The following is a 20745-nucleotide window of genomic DNA, read 5'->3' as shown; positions in this document are numbered from 1 at the left end:
ATTGCGAAGGGTCTCTCAAGGACCAATGACGATTAAAAATCTTACTCCCTCTCTCGCTGTATCCTAAATGAAATACAAAATTATATTCTGTCTCTTTAATTCCTATAACTTACTTACAAACTTACGATGACGGGTAAAGTTCCTCGCAATGACGGGTAATGTCGGGTTTAATATCTATTCATCAACCCATTCTATTCATTCATCAACCTAACAGCTGACAAATAAAAGAATCCAGTACCATTATTATTATTCTCTCCTGCTGTTACAGTAACCGTAATCTTACCATTCGCATCAGGTTTAACTCCCTTAGCCACAACAATTTTATTGGTATTACTTGAAGTATTCAAACTAACAGAAACCTCATTCGTACCTTTACTGATATACTTAGTTTCCCGATTATCAGAAACACTTCCACGTGAACCAAAGAACGAAAGATTATAAGTCAAGCTTTTATCCAGCCCGGAAATTTCAAATACCGATTGCTTGATGGTCATTCCTCCAAATGCCCCTTTCGAATTTCCGAAATAAGAATATTTCGAAACATTACTAGGCATGTTCAATGGAGTTACCGTAGTTGTTGGTCCATCTGCATTCACGCCATTAAAACGTTCGGTGATGGATAATTTCATACCTGTATAAGACCCAAGACTGTCTTTCAATCCTACGGATGTTCCAGCAAGGAATGAACTGATTTGGTTCCATCTTTCTGAAGCTGCATTATTACCGAAATCCAATAATACCGCACTGGCCAAAGGACCACCCGATCCACCTTGGAAATCCGTCATGGTGGTAACTTCAAAAGGCTTTAATACCGCAAAATGAGCTGCATTTTGAGCAATATTTGCTTCAAAAGCTGATACGGCCTCCGGTTTATAGGTCATGCCTACGGAAGATTGTCCAAAAAGAGTTTCGAACCAAGTACAAGCGGCCAAATACCTCCCCAAAGGAATTTTTAAATGGTAACCATCTCTTGTCCAATCATCACCAATAACAGAAGTACGTCCATTTTGAATGGCTGTTCCTGAAGGAACAATGATATCAATAGGCACAATATCCTTCACTTTTTGGGATACATTGAGAATTGCCTCATACATTTTCATTTGATCTTTATCGTAATTTGCAAATCCTGAATGGGTAGAGGTCTTCGCATATGCCCACGTTTGATGATAGATGTATTTGACGTTTTGGTTCAACACATTTTCTTTTACATAGTTAAATACCACAGGTAAGGAATTCTGAATGGTTTCCAATTGACCAGAATTTTGGCTGACCTGTTGAAAAGAAACATAATCCCAATGTTCATCCTTTAATGCGGTCAGGATGGAAACTTTTGGATAATTTTTCTTGGTTCCATCCAAGGAAATTTTTCTATACTCATAAGAGGAAGCATTCCTTTCCACATTGCTTTGATGCAATTCCATGGATGCTGCCCCGATATACAGATTTCCTATGATAACCTGTTTGCCACTTTCTTTCGCCAATTGGTATAAATGTTCTTCTACAGCATCTTCAGAAAAGCTGTTACCGATAGCTAATATTCGAATGACACCATCGTTTGACCCACCTTGTATTCCAGTAAGATCTGTAGGAGGGATGTCATTCGGATTCCCATCACGTTTACAGGAAACGACTACTGTTAAGAGGACCAAAACTGCTAAGCAGTATTTGATCTGTTGAAATATTGTGTTCATTGTAATTTGCATTTAATTAGAAATGGGATTAATAACCAGGGTTTTGCGTCAAAACACCTTTACTTAAATCAATCTGTGTTAATGGAATTGGCAATAACACATCCCTTAAATTGGAAAAGTTTGTTTTTCCAGCAGCGTGTAATGCGGTTTGTGCTGTTCCCCACCTTACCAAATCAAAGAAACGATCATGTTCCATCGCTAATTCAATACGGCGTTCATGACGAATCCTATCTCTTAAGGTAGCTTGGTCTGTAGCCGTAACATCCGCCAATACCCCAGCTGCAGCACCTCGACGTGCTCTAGCACGGATTTCATTCAACGCTGTTCTCGCTTCATCCGTTTTTCCCAATTCATTGGCAGCCTCTGCATACATTAAAACAACATCAGCATAACGAAGAATACGAACATTGATCCACCAACCACCTCTACTAATGGTATTCCTTAAGCTTGGAGAACCTAAAACTTTATGGTTATATCTTGGGTTCGGAACATCAGAAGGATAAATCGGCATATTCTCACCAAACACGGTTTTGTTGGTCGTTGTGGTGGTACTTGAATAAAGTATTGTTCTTTCCTTACGAGGATCTCCAGGCTCATAAGCCGCTTCTAGAGCCTCACTTGGGGTATTCCATCCCCAACCTAAATTCCAGTTCCCAGCACCTCGAACCCCTTGAATACTGGCATATTGTATCCCATTATCCTGAGTTACAGAAGGTGAGGCGGTAGCTTGGATTTCAAACACCGATTCGGAGCTGTTTTCACCCTCTTCCGAGAAGATCTTACTGTAATCTGTATCTAGGTTATAACGCCCTGAAGTTCGCACTGCATTTGCCGCATCGTAGGCCTGTTGCCATTTCTTTTGTGTGATATAAACCTTGGCTAACATTCCATTCGCTGCACCACGGGTCACGCGACCAATGAATTGAGAGTCCCAGGTGTCCGGGAGATACTGAATGGCGAAATTCAGATCCTCTTCTATAAAGGCATAGATTTCTGCTGCAGTGCTTTGAGGTACATTGCTTTGGCTAGCTGCATCTTCAAATAAGCGGTCGATTTTAGGAACGCGTCCAAAAAACCTCACTAGATTAAAGTAGGCGTAAGCCCTTAAAAATCTAACTTCCGCTTTTCCTTGAAGTTTCAATGCCTCATCAGCAACAACAGTGGTATTACTGTCGATTTCTTTTAAAGCTGTATTACATTTGGTGATCAAGCCATAATGTCCTGTCCAAAGGGCATTAGCACGCCCAGAGTTTGTTTGCACAGGGAAATTATCCATAGCAATGACATCGGCACCACCATCAGATGCTGTACTCCCTTTGTCGGCATCATCCGAACGAATGGAGGTAGCATTTATAAAACCATCTACATGTACGCTATACGATCTTAAATCTTTATAAGCACCGAAAATATACTGATCATAAGGACTACCACCTGTAGGCCAAGGATAATTATCTTCGGTATAGGATCCCTGCGGTTGAGTATCTAAGAATTTTGAACAACTGCTAAATAGGAAAGCGGTAGTACAAAGTGTTATTGCGATTTTTATATAATTTTTCATAACATTTCACATTTAGGAATTAAAAATTCAAGTTGACCCCAAAAGTATAAGTCGATGGTACGGGGTATGAACCATTATCTAAACCACCTGCAATAATGCTGGAAATAGCAGCTTCAGGGGAATATCCCGTAACCTTACTCCAAGTTTTTAAGTTCTGCGCATTTACGAAAACCCGTGCCTTTTTGATAAAGGAATTTCCTAATAAGCGTTCTCCGAAATTATAGCCCAATTGAACGGTCCTCAATCGGAAATAATCCCCTGGTTCTAAGAAATAGGTGCTGAATTTGAAGTTGTTACCACGACTATTGTCAACGATTGGCTCCACATTACTGGTTCCTGGGCCAGTCCATGCATCCAATCGGTTGGTTTCGTAATTTAATGGTGCGAAAGTATTGGTTTTACGGATCGCAAATATTTTATTGCCCGCTACACCTGCACCTTCAATCTGAAGATCAAATCCTTTATATCCCAAAGTAAAATTGGCTCCGAAGTTATGTGGAGGGAATGGGGTACCAAGATAGGTTCTGTCATTGTCATCGATTATGCCATCACCATTGGTATCTTCAAAAATGATATCTCCAGGTAAGGAATTGTTCCAAGCTGGTCTACTTGTAATTTCATTCGCTGTTTGATAGATCCCCAATTGTTTGAATCCGTAAAAGTATCCGATAGAATGACCGGTTTCAGTTCGGTTAGCACCATTGTTTCCTAAAATCTGGAAATTTATATTATCACCAATGGAATTTACGACATTCTTGTTGTAACTGTAGTTAACATTCAGACCGTATTTCCAATCTCCAAAGGAGTTGTTCCAACCCATAGAGGCTTCAATACCACGGTTGGTGATCTTACCTAAATTTGTAAAATAGGAGCGTGTTTCATTTGGTAATGGAACTGCAGTTAGGATATCAGTAGTTGTTCTATCGTAAAGATTGATTTCAGTGCTCAATTTATTGTTGAAAGCTTTGATTTCCAAACCTAGATCCATTCCTCGAACGATTTCCCAGTGAAGGTTTGGATCGGGAATGTAGGCCGCTTGTAATGCTGTATATACATTATCGCCAAAAATGGCTGTATTACCATTGGATAGGCCAGGAAGATAAATATTATCGGCAATACCATTGGAATTTCCGATCTTACCCCAAGCAAAACGCAATTTCATGAAATTGATTTTCTCTACATCGGAGAAGAATTCTTCCTCTGATACCACCCAACCCACACCTACGGAACCGAAAGTTCCCCAACGGTTTTTAGGAGCAAATTTGGATGATCCATCCCGACGGACAGTTGCATTCAATAAGTATTTATTTTGGTAGGCATAACTAGCTCTTAAAAATCCACCAACCAAGGTGTTTTTTGCTCCACCACCAGAATAAGATCCATCTGGATTGGTCTGTTGATTAATAATGTTCAGATACCATAAATCAGGATTGTCAGGAACATTATTGGTGGTATCTCTACGAGAACCTCTTAATGAGGTATTATCATTATATACCGTTGTAAAACCAGCAACTGCACTTAACCGGTGGTCCTCGTTAAAGGTTTCCTCAAAGGTAAGGGTATGATCCTGTTGGAATCTTCTAAACTCTTCCGAAGATTGGCTAACCGCTGTTTTCTGCATATCATCATAAAACAATTGGTTGGCTCCGCCAAATTCTCCCAAATACATGAAATTGTAGGGTAATGGGGTATATCCTCTGGAATTGTTGAAGCCTAAATCGGTATAAACGGTGGATTTCCATTTTAAGCTTTCCAATATCTTAATTTCTGCAAATAAACTACCGACAAAACGATAACCTCTGGTAAGATTTTTACCATCCAATCTATTCAACGTTGCAATTGGATTACCTACCTGCGCACGTTGAAAACTCGGCATGGCATTATAAGTGTTTTCATCAAACATCACATCTACCACCGGTGCTGCCCATAGGGCATTGGTCACAGAAACATTCGTCGGGTTCATCTTCCAGTAACTTCCGGATAGATCACCACCTACTTTAATACGTTCTGATACGGTTATTTCTTGATTTAAACGGCCAGTAAAGCGATCATAACTACCATTGCGAATAACTCCATCCTGTTTGCTATAACCCAAACTGATATGGGTAGACGATTTCTCGCCAGAATTGGAGATACTTAGGTTATTATTGCTGTTGAACGCAGTTCTTAAAATAAGATCTTGCCAGTTGGTATTGGCAGAATAATTTGTGTAATCAAAAGGAACTTCTTTATTGTTCGCTCGTTCCATATCATACAATTTCTTAAATCCCTCGGCATCCGTAACGGATATACGATCCTGCACCTGGTTAAATCCATACGACCCAGAAAAAGTTACGTTGGTTTGTCCACGTGCAGCCTTTTTCAACGTGACTGCGATTACACCATTGGCGCCTCTTAACCCATAAATGGCAATGGAAGAAGGGTCTTTCAGAACATCCATCGATTCGATGTCCTGCGGACTGATGAAGTCGATATTGTCGTGTAGCACCCCATCAACCACATATAATGGATTGGAATTGTTGGTGGAGTTTACCCCACGGATACGAACTGTAGGCGCTCCACCAGGAGTTCCGGAATTACTGATGGTCAAACCAGCCACTTTTCCTTGTAAGGAACTGATTGGATTGCTGTTCGGCATATTGGCGATTTCTTCCCCTTTAACCTGCGCAATGGAACCCGTTAGGTCCACTTTTCGCTGGGTACCATATCCAACAACCACCACCTCTTCGATGTTTTCATCTGTACTTTCCAAAAAAATGGTGATTTCGGTCTGGTTTCCTACCACGACAGATTGGGCAGTGTATCCCAAATAGGCTACTTGAAGGGTATCGGTAGGGGAGGCAGAGATAGTAAACTTTCCAATCTCATTGGTTTGGGTAGCTGAAACCTTGCCCTTTACCGATACTGTAGCTCCGGCAATGCCTGCTAAAGTACTCGCGTCTTTAACAGTACCGGTGATTGTGCCCTGAGCGTAAATGAAATTCACGCAGAACACAAAACATAGTAAAGTAAATAAATGCTTCATGTAATTTCGATTTATATTGGTGTCCAAATAGTTTGTTTAAAACTTTAACAAATATTAAGATGTATATGTTTGATTCCAAATTTATTATTTACACATTACTACATCAGGTGTATGTCAATATCTCATTGAACTATGTTTTTATTCGTAAAATAATGAAAAACAATATTTTAAATAAATAAGTTACCACACAAATCAACATCCTTAGTGTTTAATTTACACATCGATTGTTGTGTAGTAATGATGTAGTGAATAAACAAAGAAAGGCCATGAACTTCATGACCTTTCTATATGGATTTAGGATTATTTATGTTGTCGGAAAATTTCTCACGCAACGTACATTGATCGCATCTTTTACATTTAGGGTTGCTTTAATGATGTTTCCAGTAGTAGCTGTACTGTTGGAAGAATAAACTTGCGCTTTAAATTTTGGTGAGCTTCCAGAATTCGCTGTTATTTTGAGGTAGGCATAACCATTTGCCACAGCTAATTTATAATAACCTTCACCAATTTGCCTGTTCGCATTAACTTGCGGAATACTGGTTGGCTCCATAACATATTCAGGAGTAGCACCTGAGGTGTATTTTGCATATCCTTTCATTTCAAATGAAATGCGATCTGTCCAATCATCTGCTGTTCCATCCTTTATATTCACCACTACGATTAATTTACCTGGATCAGTTCCTGATGCGGAAACAAAGGTGTGGCTAATCCTTCCTGTATTTGCATATTGATTGAAGTAATTGGCAAAGGCAACTCCTTGAGCTATGGTTGGGGTTCTCCAGCGATCGTTTAATTTTGATCCGTTGGGTTGGAGACCATTACAAGGGTCTTGTGTTGTTGTGGTAGTTTCAGTCGCCAATGGATAAGGCGCATTAAAAGGATAGTATGTAGAACCAAAATTATTTACTTGTTGACCATAGCTTGGAGTAGGTGTTGTTACTCCATAAGGTTTTAAACTGCTGGCATAGGTAATAGAAGTGCCTTCATGATTTCTATGTTGCCATCTTGTAAACCCATCTAAATTGGTAAATCCTTGGGATTTGTCATAATATAGGTCACCTCTGGACCAATTTACTGCGACCGTATTGGAAGTAGCAGGAACTTTAATTCCCAAATCAAAAGGTACGACACTTAATCTGGAAGACATACCTTTTCCAATCCTAACTTTATCAGTAAACGTTTTATTATAAATCCTTGGAGGAGCTGGACGATCTAAAACTAACCAAGGTTCTACCGTATAGGTGAAATCATTGATATAATCATTTTCACCAGCAGGTATTGTGAAAATAAATCCATGGTAAGAAGTTACAGGGTAATTCAGATTATATGCATAATTGCTTAATGCATTGACATATACTGGTGTTGTTACTTTTGATTTGCTTGTAAAAGTTCCAGAAAGCAAATTAAAAACACCCTGCTCAATTACATTTGCATGTACTCGGATATAGGGTCTTGAGGCATCTTGGCTTAGAAATTTCGCAAGATCAGCTTTTGCAGCGAATCCTCCGGTCAAAACATTCATTTCAACCATCGCCATCATGTGTTTGAAGGTAATCTTTACTTTTGTTTCTGGTATTTTACCAGCTTCAACACCTGTAGTAAATGTACCGAAGGCATATAAGAAATCCTCATTCTTAACATTTAGGTTTGGATTGTTTTTATTGGCGGTAGGAATAGGTTCTAATGGAGCTGAAGAGTAGTAGGAATAGGAGAACCATTTATACGTTGTTCCTTGTTTCAGTTTGGTCGTTGTTGGGGGAGTCAGACTGCCCGCCGTTCCATCTAGTTCGTCTATAAAATTATTGTTCTGATCATAAATCATCACTCGGAATTTTACACCATTTGTTAATTGACGGCCACCAGGAATGACTTGGGCAGGAATATAATTGTCTGGATATTCAGGTGCCAAAGCTATATTTCCATTATGTTGGGTTCTTCCGCTCGTTTTGATCTTTTCATTTAAGTTCACGCGAAGTTCTTCTTTCCAAACAGAAAATTCAACATCCTCTTCTTTATATTGTTGAACATTAACCAAGTTATAAGAAAGATTAGATTTTTGGCTGCTTGATTTTTTTCCTAAAGGATCATCGCCATTTTCAGGGTTATCTATATTGGTTTCTGTATTTACATCAAAAGAAACTTTGAGGCCATCGGCACCGATGGGATCATTTACATCTTTTTGACAACTAAAAAGTGCGAAAACCATTAAAATACTGAATGGTTTTAAAGTATATTTTTTCATAAAATAATTATTATAGGTAATAAATGAGCAGCTTACCAATCCTCCGTGTGGGTAGGGTTGTCTTGTTGAGAGTCGGGATTAAAATTCCAAGGATCAACATCCGGGGAGGCTTCATTATTTGGTCCGATAAAAGTTGCTCTTGCAGAGCCGGTTGCTATGCTGTTTTCTATTGCAATTTCATAATATTGCAAGTCAGGACTTGAATACTTTTTTTTCATATAGAGAGATGCGTTAGTGTGAAATAAAAATTTTCGTTTTACATAAACGTTAAAATTTAACCGCAAGGTAATATTTATATGCGCGTATTAATAACCTAAAGTATAGTTGAAATTGATAATGTGGCTAAAATATTACAAAATAAAAGGTGTTTGTTGAAACATTTATATTTTTAATGCCAATAAATTATCAAAATGAAAATGTTTAAACAATTAATTATAGATTTATAATATTATTTGTTAAAACATATATGGAAAAACGTGTTTTACCAGATTAGGGAATTTTACCTATCTTAGGAATACTTGAAATCAACCCGAATGAAAAATATTTATTTGCTAATCAGTTTCTTCATGTTATCCTTCAATTCATCTGCACAGACTAAAATTGAAATTTTTGACCCTTCATTTTTGGAGCTTATTGATTCCACCTCACAACTTGAGTTACTTGCCGATGGTATGAAATGGGCAGAGGGACCAGTTTGGGATGGGAAAAATAATCGATTGCTGTTTAGTGATCCAGCTTTGAATACGATTTTTAGTTGGGATGAAAAAAATGGTAAAGAAGTATTTCTTCATCCCTCTGGTTTTGACGGAGATGGACACTATAGTGATGAACCTGGAACAAATGGCTTATTGATTAACAAGATTGGGAAATTGATTGCATGTGATCATGGTAATCGTCGGATTGCGGTTATTGATCTGGATAATAAAACTAAAAATTTGTTTGCTGGCAATTGGGATGGAAAGCGTTTTAACTCTCCCAATGATATCTGCGAACATCCCGCGGGATATTATTTTTTTACTGATCCACCATATGGATTACCGCATCGGGAAAAAGATTCCGTAAATAAGGAAATTCCTTTTAATGGGGTTTATTGTCTATCTGACGATGGTAGGGTAAGCCTTTTGATAGATCATCTCGATCGTCCAAATGGAATAGCACTTTCGCCTAAAGCTGAACAGCTTTTTGTAGCCTTGAGTGATGGAAATAATCCTTATATAATGCGCTATGCATTAAAAGGTAAGAGTATTCAAGGTGAAGGAACAGTATTCTTTGATTTTAAGAAGAATTTTCCAAATGAATCGATGGCTGCAGATGGTATCAAGATCAATAAGCAGGGTGATGTATTTGCAGCGGCAGGTAAAAGTATTGTGGTAATTAATAAACAAGGTAATCCTATTGGAAGGATCCATACCGGAAATCCAACGGCAAATTGTGCGTTTGGGGATGATGGTTATCTTTATATTACGGCTAAGGATAAATTGATGCGGGTTAAATTAAAGAGCCTAGATTAATCCAAGAAAGTAAATCTTATTGAAAAATTTTATATTTGAATAACAATCAAATACATCTAAACCTATGAAAACAACCCTATTAACCACCGTATTGTTATTTCTTTATGTCCTGTGCTTTGCGCAGGTAAAAATTGAAGTTGCCTGCAACCATCCAGATTGGAATTATCTACTGAATGAAGAAGTTACCTTTAGCTATAAGATAACAGGAGCTGAAGACCTTAAAGGACCATTGGAAATCAACTATCAAATTGGGGAAGAGAAAATGCCACCTTTAAAAATTGGAGAAATCAAAGATTTTGAAGGAACTATAAAAGGAGGAACAATGACAAAACCAGGATTCTTACGTTGTACGATTCTTGGAACCGGGGCGGGTAAAACAATAAAAGGGATGGCGACTGCGGCTTTTGAAGCACAAAAAATTCAGCCTACAGTTAAACTACCTGCTGATTTTGAATCTTTTTGGACCAATGCGATCACTGATGCCCGGAAGATACCTTTAGATCCAATAATGACAGAGATACCTGAGCAATCTAACGAAAAAATCAAGGTTTATGCCATTAATTTTCAGAATAATATGAAGGTTGGACGCTTATATGGCGTACTTACTGTACCTAATAAGGAGGGGAAGTTTCCCGCGGTTTTATTAGTTCCTGGAGCTGGTATTAGACCATATAATGCAAATAAGGATTTTGAAAATGAAGATATTATAACCTTAAACATGGGTATTCATGGTATCCCAGTTGATTTACCCAAGGAACTATACAGCAGTTTGGCTAAAGCCTCGCTTTTTGAATACCCTTTCATGAATTTAAATAGTAAAGATCATTACTATTATAAAAGAGTGTATGTTGGCTGTGTTAAGGCAGTTGATTTTATCTTTGGATTGGATAAATTCAACGGTCAGGATGTGGCTGTAAGCGGAGGTAGTCAAGGAGGAGCACTTGCCATAGTTACGGCTGCACTCGATCCTAGAATTAAATATTTGAGAAGTAATTATCCAGCTTTATGCGACTTGACAGGATATTTACACCAAAGGGCAGGAGGCTGGCCTCATATCCTAAATCAGCAAAATGCCCCACGTTATCAAGCTGAAAAATATATCGAAAATCTCGCATATTATGATGTGGTTAATTTCGCGAGATTCGTAAAGGTTCCTGGTTTCTATACTTGGGGATATAATGATGAAACTTGTCCACCGACTTCCTATTATTCCGCTTTCAATATGATCACTGCTCCAAAGGAATTATTGGTGAAAAAAGAAACCGGTCATAATACCCTGCCAGAACAGCATCAGGCACAGGTCAAATGGTTAGCCGAAAGGTTGAACAAGAAGAACTAATGAATTTAAGAGGTCTTTAATTGGTTTTCAAAACTAAGAAAGACCTCTTTTACCAATTGGATCAATTCCTGTTTTTCGTTCTCTTGAATAGGAAGTTCATTCAAATGCCTTCTGAAATCCTGCCAATTTTCCATACCTTTTTCTCCATCTCCCATAAAAAATGATAAAGACTGATCAATCCCTCTTTTTTCAAGCATTTTTGCAATATAGGGACCACCCAAAGCAGATCCTTCTAATACATATATAGCGCTTAATGCCTCTTTTAAAGAGGAAATGTCTGGATGTTTTAAGGGACTTATTGCTGGAGCTTCCGACCCCATACTCATTAAATCATCGATAATTTTACGGGACCTTTGGTAGTTGGGTTTGTGGGGATAATTTCCTTCCTCCAAATATGGAAGACTAGCGTCTTCTATGGATTTGTAAAAACGGTAAAAATCCAATAAAAGCATTTTATATGCATCCAGATTATTTACATTTTTTATCCGTTGTATGACGGTTTTCTCCACTTGTTGATGGATAGCAAGGGTTTCTTTTTTAAGAATATCGGCAAAATTATTCATGGAATGTTTTATCAATCGTATAATCAGGGAAAAATATTACTATTTCGGTTCCTACTCCTAAGTTACTTTCAATGGAAATTTTTAGGTTCAGTTTATCGACTATCCTTTTTACAATGGCCATTCCGACTCCCGATCCTTCAAAGCCAGCAGAATTGGACATGCGTTTAAAAATTTCATACACTGTTTCCAACTCGCTTTTCTTGATACCGATTCCATTGTCTATTACTTTATAGTTCACTCCATTGTCTAATTGCTCGGATGAAATGGAAACTGTTGGGTTTTTGCTCTTGGAAGAATATTTAATGGCATTACCTATGATATTGACAAATAACTGGTAAACCAGCGTCTTTTCTCCATAAACAGGCAATAATTCGCCAAAAGACACATTTAACCCCCCAGAGCTATACCGCTCTCTGGCAATTTCTACAATTTCTTTAATGAATTTATCGGTACTAATTAATACAGGTTGATAATCAAATACACTGGCTTTTGAAAAGCTGTGGATCTTATCGAGCATATTAACGATATTATTAACGCCATCCAAGATATTCTGTGTCATTTTTTTCTTTAAACCGTCTGGTACGGAATCTCTAACACTCAAGAATTCTCCCGAAAGCTTAATGGCAGTAAGCGGATTTTTCAAATCATGGCTAATGGTATAGGCATAGGTATCCAACGCATTATTCATCTCTATCAACTGCTCATTGAGGGCAGCAATTCGTGAAGCCTTCTTTAACATTCCCTGTTGAAGTACGTCCTTGATTCGTTGAAGAAACAGCACTTCTCTTTGGGTCCATTTTATGGCTGATCCTTTCACTTCCTCCATATACAATTGAAAAGAAGTTCGTGGAGAAGGCTTTAACACCTGGTCGGCTTCATCCAATACAAAATCCTTTTCCGGTTTTCCTGCCCATTTTTTTATCACTGGTGTTTCCTTTCGGAACCAGATCAATGTAAACCCTAATGGGCCTTCAATTGGCAGAAAGGCTATTCCTGGAAAATCTTCAAAAAACAGACTGGAATCCATATTGGAATATTTATCATGAAGATTGCTCAAATAAATATCCTTAAGTTCCGATTTCACAGAAGAGATAAAATTAGAGATCGATGATTTCCCAGGTGTTTCTCCAAAGGTCATTATTTCGTCCCCTTGAATAATAGCTATTCCATCACTGATCATAGCTTCCATCAGTTGGGGCATGATCGGTTCTAAGTCTCTAAAAACATTGTTTTTTAAATAAATAGCCTCTTTTATCTGACTTTCTAATTTCTGAGATTCACCCAGATAGGTGAGTTTTTCCTCATGCTCTAGATATTGAAACCTCGACGCTGCATAATGGGTTAGGGTGAAAGCTAGATTCCTTCGTTGAAGGTCTACATGTAATGGCATTTCGTTTTGACAACATACCAATCCCCAGAGCTTTCCTTTTACGATGATTGAAATACTTAGACTTGATCGAAATCCACCATTTCTTAAATATTGAAGATGGATAGGGGAAAGGGACCTGATCCCAACCCTTTGCAAATCGATTTCTTCACCAATACTGATCATATGATTAGGCGCTACATCCGTGTCTACAATAAAACGAATGTGGTTTTTGCTATATAACGCTCTTGCTTGCTGGGGGATATCGAATTCTGGATAATGAAAACCTAAGAAAGATGATAATGACTGATCCTTCAGATGCTCGGCAACCACAATGCCGCTGCTATCCTCTAAAAATTGATAGATCATCACTCTATCAAAGCCCATTAATTCTCCTAAAATATCACTGAGATCTTGCCAAAGGGAATCCTGGGATTGTGAAATCTTTTGAAGGTAGGAATTAAAAGATAAATTGAGATTTCCTTGTTTATTATGCTTAACCTCAAATTCCAAGTAAAGTAACCCATTGGTCCAGTACATGGATAAGTAAAACTCTTGATCCTCCACGACGAATTCTTGGGAGAAACGATGAGGATTCTCAGCTTGGTTCTGCTCAGAAAGTTCATCAAAAGCATGTTGGATTTTTTCAAATGGAAGGCGAAGAATTCCCTGGATGTTTTTATCTAGCCAATCCCCCTCATGAAAAACCTTATTTAAAGGCTCAATAACTTGACTATGGGTTTTGACTTTCAAATCCTTGTCGAGGATTATCAATATCCCGTAAGGTTGTATCAGTCCTAAAAGATGAATCTGTTCATCTTCACATTTATTAGAAATTTTATTCATTGAAATCAAGCTATTTTAAGATATAATTACTGGAAAAATGGATCTAAATCCATGAATTTTTATTATGGAATTAGATTTTTTTGTTAATGTGAAGTAATTATAATTTGTGATGCAATTTACCTAATTAAATATAGAAAACAGCTTAATAATTGTTTTATTTTATTTCTTCCATTACAACGCTGTTTAAATGATTTTATATAGAATTATTTAATATTTTAATAATGCAAATATAAATTAGTGTGCCTTGCAATTCGCTGATTAAAAAACCAATTTTAGGTTGAATTATTTTAAAATCAAATTGTTATGCTCCATAATGATCTTTTGAAGCTCCGAAGATTACTTGAGGATATATTAAAAGTCCTACTTAGAACCATGAGTCTCTATGAAAATCGCTTAATTCCCTCCGAAGTGCAGCAGGTAAACCCAGAAATCTCACAGCCTATGCAAGTAGAATTATTGGGTACCCAGGAAGTTCTGAAACTGTTAAATATCAGTGAGAGCACTTATTATCGATTGGTAAAGAACGGTTCCCTTATCCCTACTAAAATTGGAAGCCGCCATTATTATAGGAAGAATGATTTGGATGCCATATTTGAGTTATTCCGCAGAAAAAAATGAGTACAAAAAAAAAGAGTGCATTTGCACTCTTTTTTCTTATTTCTCGATTTCTTTCAAGCTGGACATTTTTTTGTATTCCAAAAATCCTTTAATGTCTTCGAAATGTTCCCTAACACGTTTATTTCCAAATTCAAATACTTTTTTTGCCAAACCATCCAAGAAATCACGATCATGGGAAACTAGAATCAAGGTGCCATCAAAATCCTGAAGAGCATCCTTGATGATATCCTTGGTTTTCATATCCAAATGATTGGTAGGCTCATCCAGAATCAACACATTAACAGGTTCCAACAATAATTTGATCATAGCTAAACGGGTCTTTTCTCCTCCTGATAGTACCTTTACCTTTTTGGTGGTATCATCTCCGCTGAACATAAAAGCACCCAGTAGGTCCTTTATTTTTACCCTTACATCACCAACTGCAATCTGATCAATCGTTTCGAATACGGTCAGCTCTTCATCCAGTAAGGAGGCCTGATTTTGGGCGAAATAACCAATTTTTGCATTATGGCCAACTTTTAAACTCCCTTCAAAATCAATTTCTCCCATGATTGCTTTAATCATGGTTGATTTTCCTTCTCCATTTTTACCTACAAAAGCTACTTTTTCACCTCTTTCGATCACCAAATTTGCTTTTTCAAAAACTAAATGATCACCATAGGATTTCGTTAGGTCTTCTACCATTACAGGATAAGTTCCTGATCTTGGGGAAGGAGGGAATTTCAATCGCAATGCGGAAGTGTCGACCTCATCAATTTGTATGATCTCCAGTTTTTCCAGCATTTTCACGCGTGATTGAACCTGTAAGGTTTTAGAGTAAGTACCTTTAAAGCGGTCTATGAATTCTTGATTATCGGCTATAAATCGCTGCTGCTCTTCATACGCTTTGATCTGGTGTTGCCTACGCTCTTTACGTAACTCAAGGTAATGGCTGTATTTAGCCTTATAATCGTAGATTTTACCCATAGTTACCTCGATCGTTCTATTGGTGATATTATCAACAAAAGCACGGTCGTGGGAAATCACCATAACTGCTTTAGCCTGTGTTACCAGAAAATCTTCGAGCCATTGGATACTTTCGATATCCATATGGTTGGTAGGCTCATCGAGTAGGATAAGGTCTGGTTTCTTTAGGAGTATTTTTGCCAGTTCGATACGCATTCTCCATCCTCCAGAAAATTCAGAAGTTTGACGGTTGAAATCCGATCTTTCAAATCCAAGGCCTTTTAATACCTTTTCAATTTCAGCATCATAATTCGTTTCCTCCAAGGAATAGAATTTTTCACTCAATTCGGAAACCCGCTCGATCAATTTCATGTAATCGTCCGATTCATAGTCCGTCCGTACATTCAATTGTTCGTTAAGTTCAATTAATTCCTTCTCCATGCTGTTCTGTTCATCAAAAGCTTTAGCTGTTTCTTCAAAAACAGTTAAGCCGTCCTGAGTCAGTAAATGTTGCGGAAGGTAAGCAATAACAGCATCTTTGGGTCCTGTGACATTTCCTGTTGTAGGTTTTCCGACTCCAGCAATAATTTTTAATAAAGTAGATTTTCCAGCGCCATTTTTACCCATTAAGGCAATTTTATCATTTTCATTGATAGAGAATGAAACGTCTGAAAATAAAGTGGTTCCTCCAAAGGAAACGGATATATTATTTACATTAATCACTTGTAGGCAATTTTAATAAGTTGCAAAGATAATGTAACTTTATTAACCTAATAAATTATCATGAAAATAAACCTATTCATTTTTTCCATTCTCTTTTTGAGTTCAGGCTTTGTATTTGGCCAATTAAAATACGCAAATGACAAGATCAAAACTGGCGCTGACCAAACAGAACTTTATATTCCTCAATTAAAAGGTAAAAGGGTTGCTCTGATTGCCAATCAAACGAGCATTATTGGTAAGTCCCATTTATTGGATAGCCTTGTTAAAAGAGGGATAAATGTGGTAAAAGTATTTGGCCCGGAACACGGTTTTAGAGGGAATGCCAGTAATGGTACCGAGGTTGGGGATGAAGTTGATAAGGGAACTGGGGTAAAGATCATTTCTTTATATGGCGCCAAAAAGAAACCATCTAAGGAAGATTTAGCTGATGTGGATGTCTTGATCTATGATATTCAGGACGTAGGATGTAGGTTTTATACCAATATTAATATTTTGAGGGATGTGATGGAATCTGCAGCACAATATGGAAAGGAAATGCTGATTCTTGATCGTCCAAATCCTAATGCCTATTTTGTTGATGGCCCCATTCTGGACATGAAAAACAAATCGGGAATAGGCCAATTTCCTATTCCAATTGTCCATGGATTAACAGTTGCGGAGTTTGCCCAGATGGCAAATGGGGAAGGTTGGCTGGAAAACAACTTGAAGGTAAAATTAAGGGTCATTAAAAATGCAAACTACAAACATGATATGTTGTATAAACTGCCTATCTATCCATCTCCGAATCTAAATACCCCAGAAAGTATCTTATTATATCCTAGCACCTGTCTTTTTGAAGGGGTTTCACTCAATCATGGTCGGGGAACAGATTATGCTTTTACGGTAGTGGGCGGACCAATGTATAAAGGGATTTATAACTTCAATTATACACCGGTTTCTATGCCTGGTCGAGCGGAAGACCCCTTGTACCAAGATCAAGTTTGTTATGGCTTGGACCTACGCCAAACAGACCTGGAAGAATTGGTGAAATCGAAAAAAATTAACCTGGAATGGATGATGGAACTCTATGCAAAACATCCCAACAAGGCACGATTCTTCGACCGATCCATTCATCGTCAAATTGGAAATATCGATTATTTGGCTGGTGTATCTGAATTTAAGGAGCAGATTAAAGCAGGTTTATCTGAAGAAGAGATTAGAAAGAGCTGGGAACCTGGGCTTTCCGCTTACAAGAAAATGCGTAAGAAATATCTTTTGTACAAATAAAGAAATATAGCTTTTACTAATAAAGAGCTACAAAAAATAAATAGCATGAAATATTAAGTGTTTTTTTTTGAAAGTAGAAGTATGGTGAATTTAATTTTTCCATACTTTTATTTTTTAATCACACGTTTTTATGATGCATAGCATGCTCCCAATGGTATTGGTCATGGTATTATTGATTGTAATACTGACTATTTGGGCTAACAAATTGAAGATCGCCTATCCGATATTATTGGTGGTCGCCGGACTTTTGACCTATTTTATCCCAGGTCTTCCAGTTATCAAAATCGATCCCGACCTCATATTTTTCATCTTTCTACCACCCTTATTATTTGAGGCTGCATGGACAATCTCTTTTAAGGAAATGAAAAAATGGTGGCGGATTATTGGAAGTTTCGCTTTTCTGGTGGTTTTCTTTTCTGCCTTGTTGGTGGCATTGGTTTCCAATCAGATGATCCCGGGATTCTCCATTGCCTTAGGATTTGTGCTAGGAGGGATAGTATCACCTCCAGATGCTGTAAGCACTGGGGCAATTACCAAATTTGTGAAAATACCTAAATCCACGTCGACAATTCTAGAAGGAGAAAGCTTATTGAATGACGCTTCCTCCTTAATCATCTTTCGATTTGCTTTGGTTGCCGTTGGAACCGGCCAATTTATTATACAAGAAGCGGCTGTTGACTTCCTATGGATGTTGTTTGGTGGTGTAGGGATAGGTATTCTGATCGCTTTGGTTTTTATGTGGATCCATAAATATTTCTCCACAGATGCCCCTTCTGATATTGCGCTGACTTTAATAGAACCTTATTTCATGTATTGGGTGGCAGAGCAATTCCATTGTTCCGGCGTGTTAGCTGTTGTTTCTGGGGGGTTATTTTTGTCTGCTAGACGGATGAGCTACTTAGCAAGTACAAGTAGGGTTAAAGGATATTCTGTATGGGAGAGTTTTACATTTATCTTGAACGGAATGGTGTTCTTGCTGATCGGATTAGAACTTCCGGAAATCGTTGCAGCTATTAAGTCTCATGGAATTCCTATTGGTACAGCTATGGGCTATGGGGTGATCGTTACTGTGGTGCTGATCCTTGCCAGAATTTTGAGCTCGTATGCTGCTATGTTTGCCACAGTTATTTTTAGACCAGCGGTTGCACACTAGAACCAATTCAGTAGAAGGCGCTGGTATTTGCCTATCATGTTAGGATGGACCGGTATGCGTGGGGTGGTATCCTTGGCAGCAGCCTTAGCCATCCCCTTAACATTGCCTTCGGGTGAACCTTTTCCCTATAGAAACCTCATCTTGTTCATTACCTTCGTGGTGATATTATTGACCCTTGTGGTACAAGGGCTTACCCTGCCTTATTTTATTAAAAGATTTAAAATATTTGAGGGACTTGAAGATGAGGAGCAGATAGCGCAAAATACCCGGTTGAAAATGAAAGTTGGTCTGAGAAAGCATGTCTACCAACATGTTAAATCCAAATATGAAACCGAATATGCAGGTCATGCGGGTATGGAAAAGATATTGAAGCACTGGGAGGATCAGTCCAAAGTACAAGAAACCAATTGGATGGATGACATCAGTAAAAACATGCTGTTTGAGATTTTTCAAGTGCAACGAGAATACCTCGCAGAATTAAATAAAAGTGAAGAGTTTGATGAAGAGTTGATCAGGCATCAGATCTATCAAATCGATCTGGAAGAGGAAAGGTTGAAAGCTGTTTAGGATTATAATTTAACGATTTTTTAATAAACAATTTTAAAGCTTTTCCTCAAATAAGCATAAATTACCTTGCATTTAAAAGCATGGAATATTATATTTGTTATCGTTAACAGGATTAACAATAACCCAATATAAACTATTCCATGTCAAAAACCTATTTCTACAATGGAGCAATAATTCTATCTGATTCCCAAATTTCTAATGGTTATGTATTGGTTGATGGAACTAAGATTTTAGATTTTGGTCATGGTGAAATAGCAGTTGAATCAGATACCGTCAAGATAAATTTGAATGGGAGATACCTTTCTCCGGGCTTTATCGATCTTCATGTACATGGTGGAGGTGGTTTCGATTTTATGGACGCAACATTAGAGGCGTTCTTAGGCATCGCAAATACTCATGTTCAATTTGGTACTACAGCCATGTGTCCAACCAGCCTTACTGCAGAATTATCTGGTATTTATGCAGTGTTGGACTGTTACGAAGAAGCATTAAAAATGAATGATACAGGAGCAGCATTTCTTGGGATACACCTAGAAGGACCATATCTAGCTTTAAGTCAAAGAGGAGCCCAAGACCCTATATATATCCGTGACCCGGAACCATCAGAATATATGGGTATTCTTTCATATTCTCCCCATATCATCCGTTGGAGTGCAGCACCCGAACTCCCCGGAGCATTAAAATTTGCAGATTATTTAACAGAAAATGGTGTTTTGCCTTCTCTTGCTCATACCGATGCGATTTATGAAGAGGTCCTCGAAGGATTTAACCATGGATTCTCATTAGCTACCCATTTTTATTCTGCGATGTCCGGAATAACCCGAAAAAATGCGCAACGTTTCGCCGGTACCATAGAAGCGGGATATCTAATCGATGACATGGATGTGGAAATCATTGGAGATGGAATCCATGTTCCACCACCATTATTAAAACTTATTTATAAGATAAAAGGCCCAGACAGGATCGCCTTGGTAACTGACGCAATGCGTGCAGCAGCTATGCCAGAGGGACAAAGTATACTAGGTCGGGCATCAGATGGATTACCTGTGATCGTGGAGGATGGTGTAGCAAAATTAATGGACAGATCAGCGTTTGCAGGAAGTGTGGCAACAGCCGATCAATTGATCAGAAATTATGTGCGATTGGGAGAGGTACCTTTAGTAGAAGCCATTAAAATGATGTCTCAAACACCAGCACGTATATTGAATATAAATCATCGTAAAGGAAAAATTGAAAAAGGCTATGATGCTGATCTGGTAATTCTAAATGAGGATTTGTTCGCAGAATTGACCATGGTTATGGGGGATATCAAATTTCAAAAATATAGTTAAG

General features: G+C 37.9%; 13 protein-coding genes and 1 pseudogene. 6 read left to right on the top strand and 8 right to left on the bottom strand.

Annotated features, from left to right (window positions below):
- Positions 1-191: 191 nt before the first annotated feature.
- The 5 genes from VJ786_RS10900 to VJ786_RS10880 form a co-directional block, all read right to left on the bottom strand.
- A complete protein-coding gene (locus tag VJ786_RS10900) occupies positions 192-1691 on the bottom strand; it encodes a DUF4886 domain-containing protein (protein ID WP_336557704.1) in 1500 nt (499 codons plus the stop codon).
- A 28-nt stretch (positions 1692-1719) separates the two neighbouring features.
- Positions 1720-3249: a RagB/SusD family nutrient uptake outer membrane protein gene (locus VJ786_RS10895; RefSeq protein ID WP_099366691.1), complete on the bottom strand. Its 1530-nt coding sequence runs from the start codon at positions 3247-3249 to the stop codon at positions 1720-1722.
- A gap of 19 nt (positions 3250-3268) precedes the next feature.
- Positions 3269-6274: a SusC/RagA family TonB-linked outer membrane protein gene (locus tag VJ786_RS10890; RefSeq protein ID WP_336557703.1), complete on the bottom strand. Its 3006-nt coding sequence runs from the start codon at positions 6272-6274 to the stop codon at positions 3269-3271.
- A 304-nt stretch (positions 6275-6578) separates the two neighbouring features.
- Entirely contained in the window at positions 6579-8516 is a 1938-nt protein-coding gene (locus tag VJ786_RS10885) for a hypothetical protein (protein ID WP_336557702.1), read from the bottom strand.
- Positions 8517-8548: 32 nt separating this feature from the next.
- Positions 8549-8734, bottom strand: coding sequence for a hypothetical protein (locus VJ786_RS10880; RefSeq protein ID WP_134777931.1), 186 nt, complete (start codon positions 8732-8734; stop codon positions 8549-8551).
- Between the two features lie 315 nt (positions 8735-9049).
- On the opposite strand from VJ786_RS10880, the gene VJ786_RS10875 reads away from it, so the two are divergent.
- Together VJ786_RS10875 and VJ786_RS10870 are read left to right on the top strand one after the other, a co-directional pair.
- Positions 9050-10027 carry an SMP-30/gluconolactonase/LRE family protein gene (locus VJ786_RS10875; protein ID WP_134777932.1) on the top strand — a complete coding sequence of 326 codons (978 nt, stop codon included), beginning with the start codon at positions 9050-9052 and terminating at the stop codon, positions 10025-10027.
- Positions 10028-10091: 64 nt separating this feature from the next.
- A complete protein-coding gene (locus VJ786_RS10870) occupies positions 10092-11366 on the top strand; it encodes an acetylxylan esterase (RefSeq protein ID WP_134777933.1) in 1275 nt (424 codons plus the stop codon).
- A 5-nt stretch (positions 11367-11371) separates the two neighbouring features.
- Here the strand turns inward: VJ786_RS10870 and VJ786_RS10865 are convergent, their stop codons facing one another.
- Positions 11372-11929: a biliverdin-producing heme oxygenase gene (locus tag VJ786_RS10865; RefSeq protein WP_134777934.1), complete on the bottom strand. Its 558-nt coding sequence runs from the start codon at positions 11927-11929 to the stop codon at positions 11372-11374.
- On the bottom strand, positions 11922-14141 hold the full coding sequence (locus VJ786_RS10860; RefSeq protein WP_336557701.1) for an ATP-binding protein: 2220 nt from the start codon (positions 14139-14141) through the stop codon (positions 11922-11924). The genes VJ786_RS10865 and VJ786_RS10860 overlap by 8 nt, the downstream gene beginning before the upstream one ends.
- A gap of 372 nt (positions 14142-14513) precedes the next feature.
- Between VJ786_RS10860 and VJ786_RS10855 the strand changes: the two genes are divergently transcribed.
- On the top strand, positions 14514-14759 hold the full coding sequence (locus VJ786_RS10855) for a helix-turn-helix domain-containing protein (protein WP_336557700.1): 246 nt from the start codon (positions 14514-14516) through the stop codon (positions 14757-14759).
- A 36-nt stretch (positions 14760-14795) separates the two neighbouring features.
- Here the strand turns inward: VJ786_RS10855 and VJ786_RS10850 are convergent, their stop codons facing one another.
- A complete protein-coding gene (locus tag VJ786_RS10850; protein ID WP_134777937.1) occupies positions 14796-16427 on the bottom strand; it encodes an ABC-F family ATP-binding cassette domain-containing protein in 1632 nt (543 codons plus the stop codon).
- Between the two features lie 60 nt (positions 16428-16487).
- On the opposite strand from VJ786_RS10850, the gene VJ786_RS10845 reads away from it, so the two are divergent.
- The 3 genes and pseudogenes from VJ786_RS10845 to nagA all read left to right on the top strand — a co-directional run bounded on the left by VJ786_RS10845 (position 16488) and on the right by nagA (position 20744).
- Positions 16488-17693 (top strand): exo-beta-N-acetylmuramidase NamZ family protein, encoded by a 1206-nt coding sequence (locus VJ786_RS10845; protein WP_437129016.1) that lies wholly within the window; start codon positions 16488-16490, stop codon positions 17691-17693.
- A 130-nt stretch (positions 17694-17823) separates the two neighbouring features.
- Positions 17824-19413 (top strand): annotated as a pseudogene (locus VJ786_RS10840) (Na+/H+ antiporter).
- Positions 19414-19553: 140 nt separating this feature from the next.
- Positions 19554-20744 carry an N-acetylglucosamine-6-phosphate deacetylase gene (gene nagA / locus VJ786_RS10835; protein ID WP_134777939.1) on the top strand — a complete coding sequence of 397 codons (1191 nt, stop codon included), beginning with the start codon at positions 19554-19556 and terminating at the stop codon, positions 20742-20744.
- Position 20745: the final 1 nt, after the last annotated feature.

It is taken from the genome of Sphingobacterium tenebrionis (assembly GCF_037126265.1).
Classification (GTDB): domain Bacteria; phylum Bacteroidota; class Bacteroidia; order Sphingobacteriales; family Sphingobacteriaceae; genus Sphingobacterium; species Sphingobacterium tenebrionis.
The sequence above is the reverse complement of the archived record's forward strand: the minus strand, read 5'-3'. Positions and strand labels throughout refer to the sequence as shown.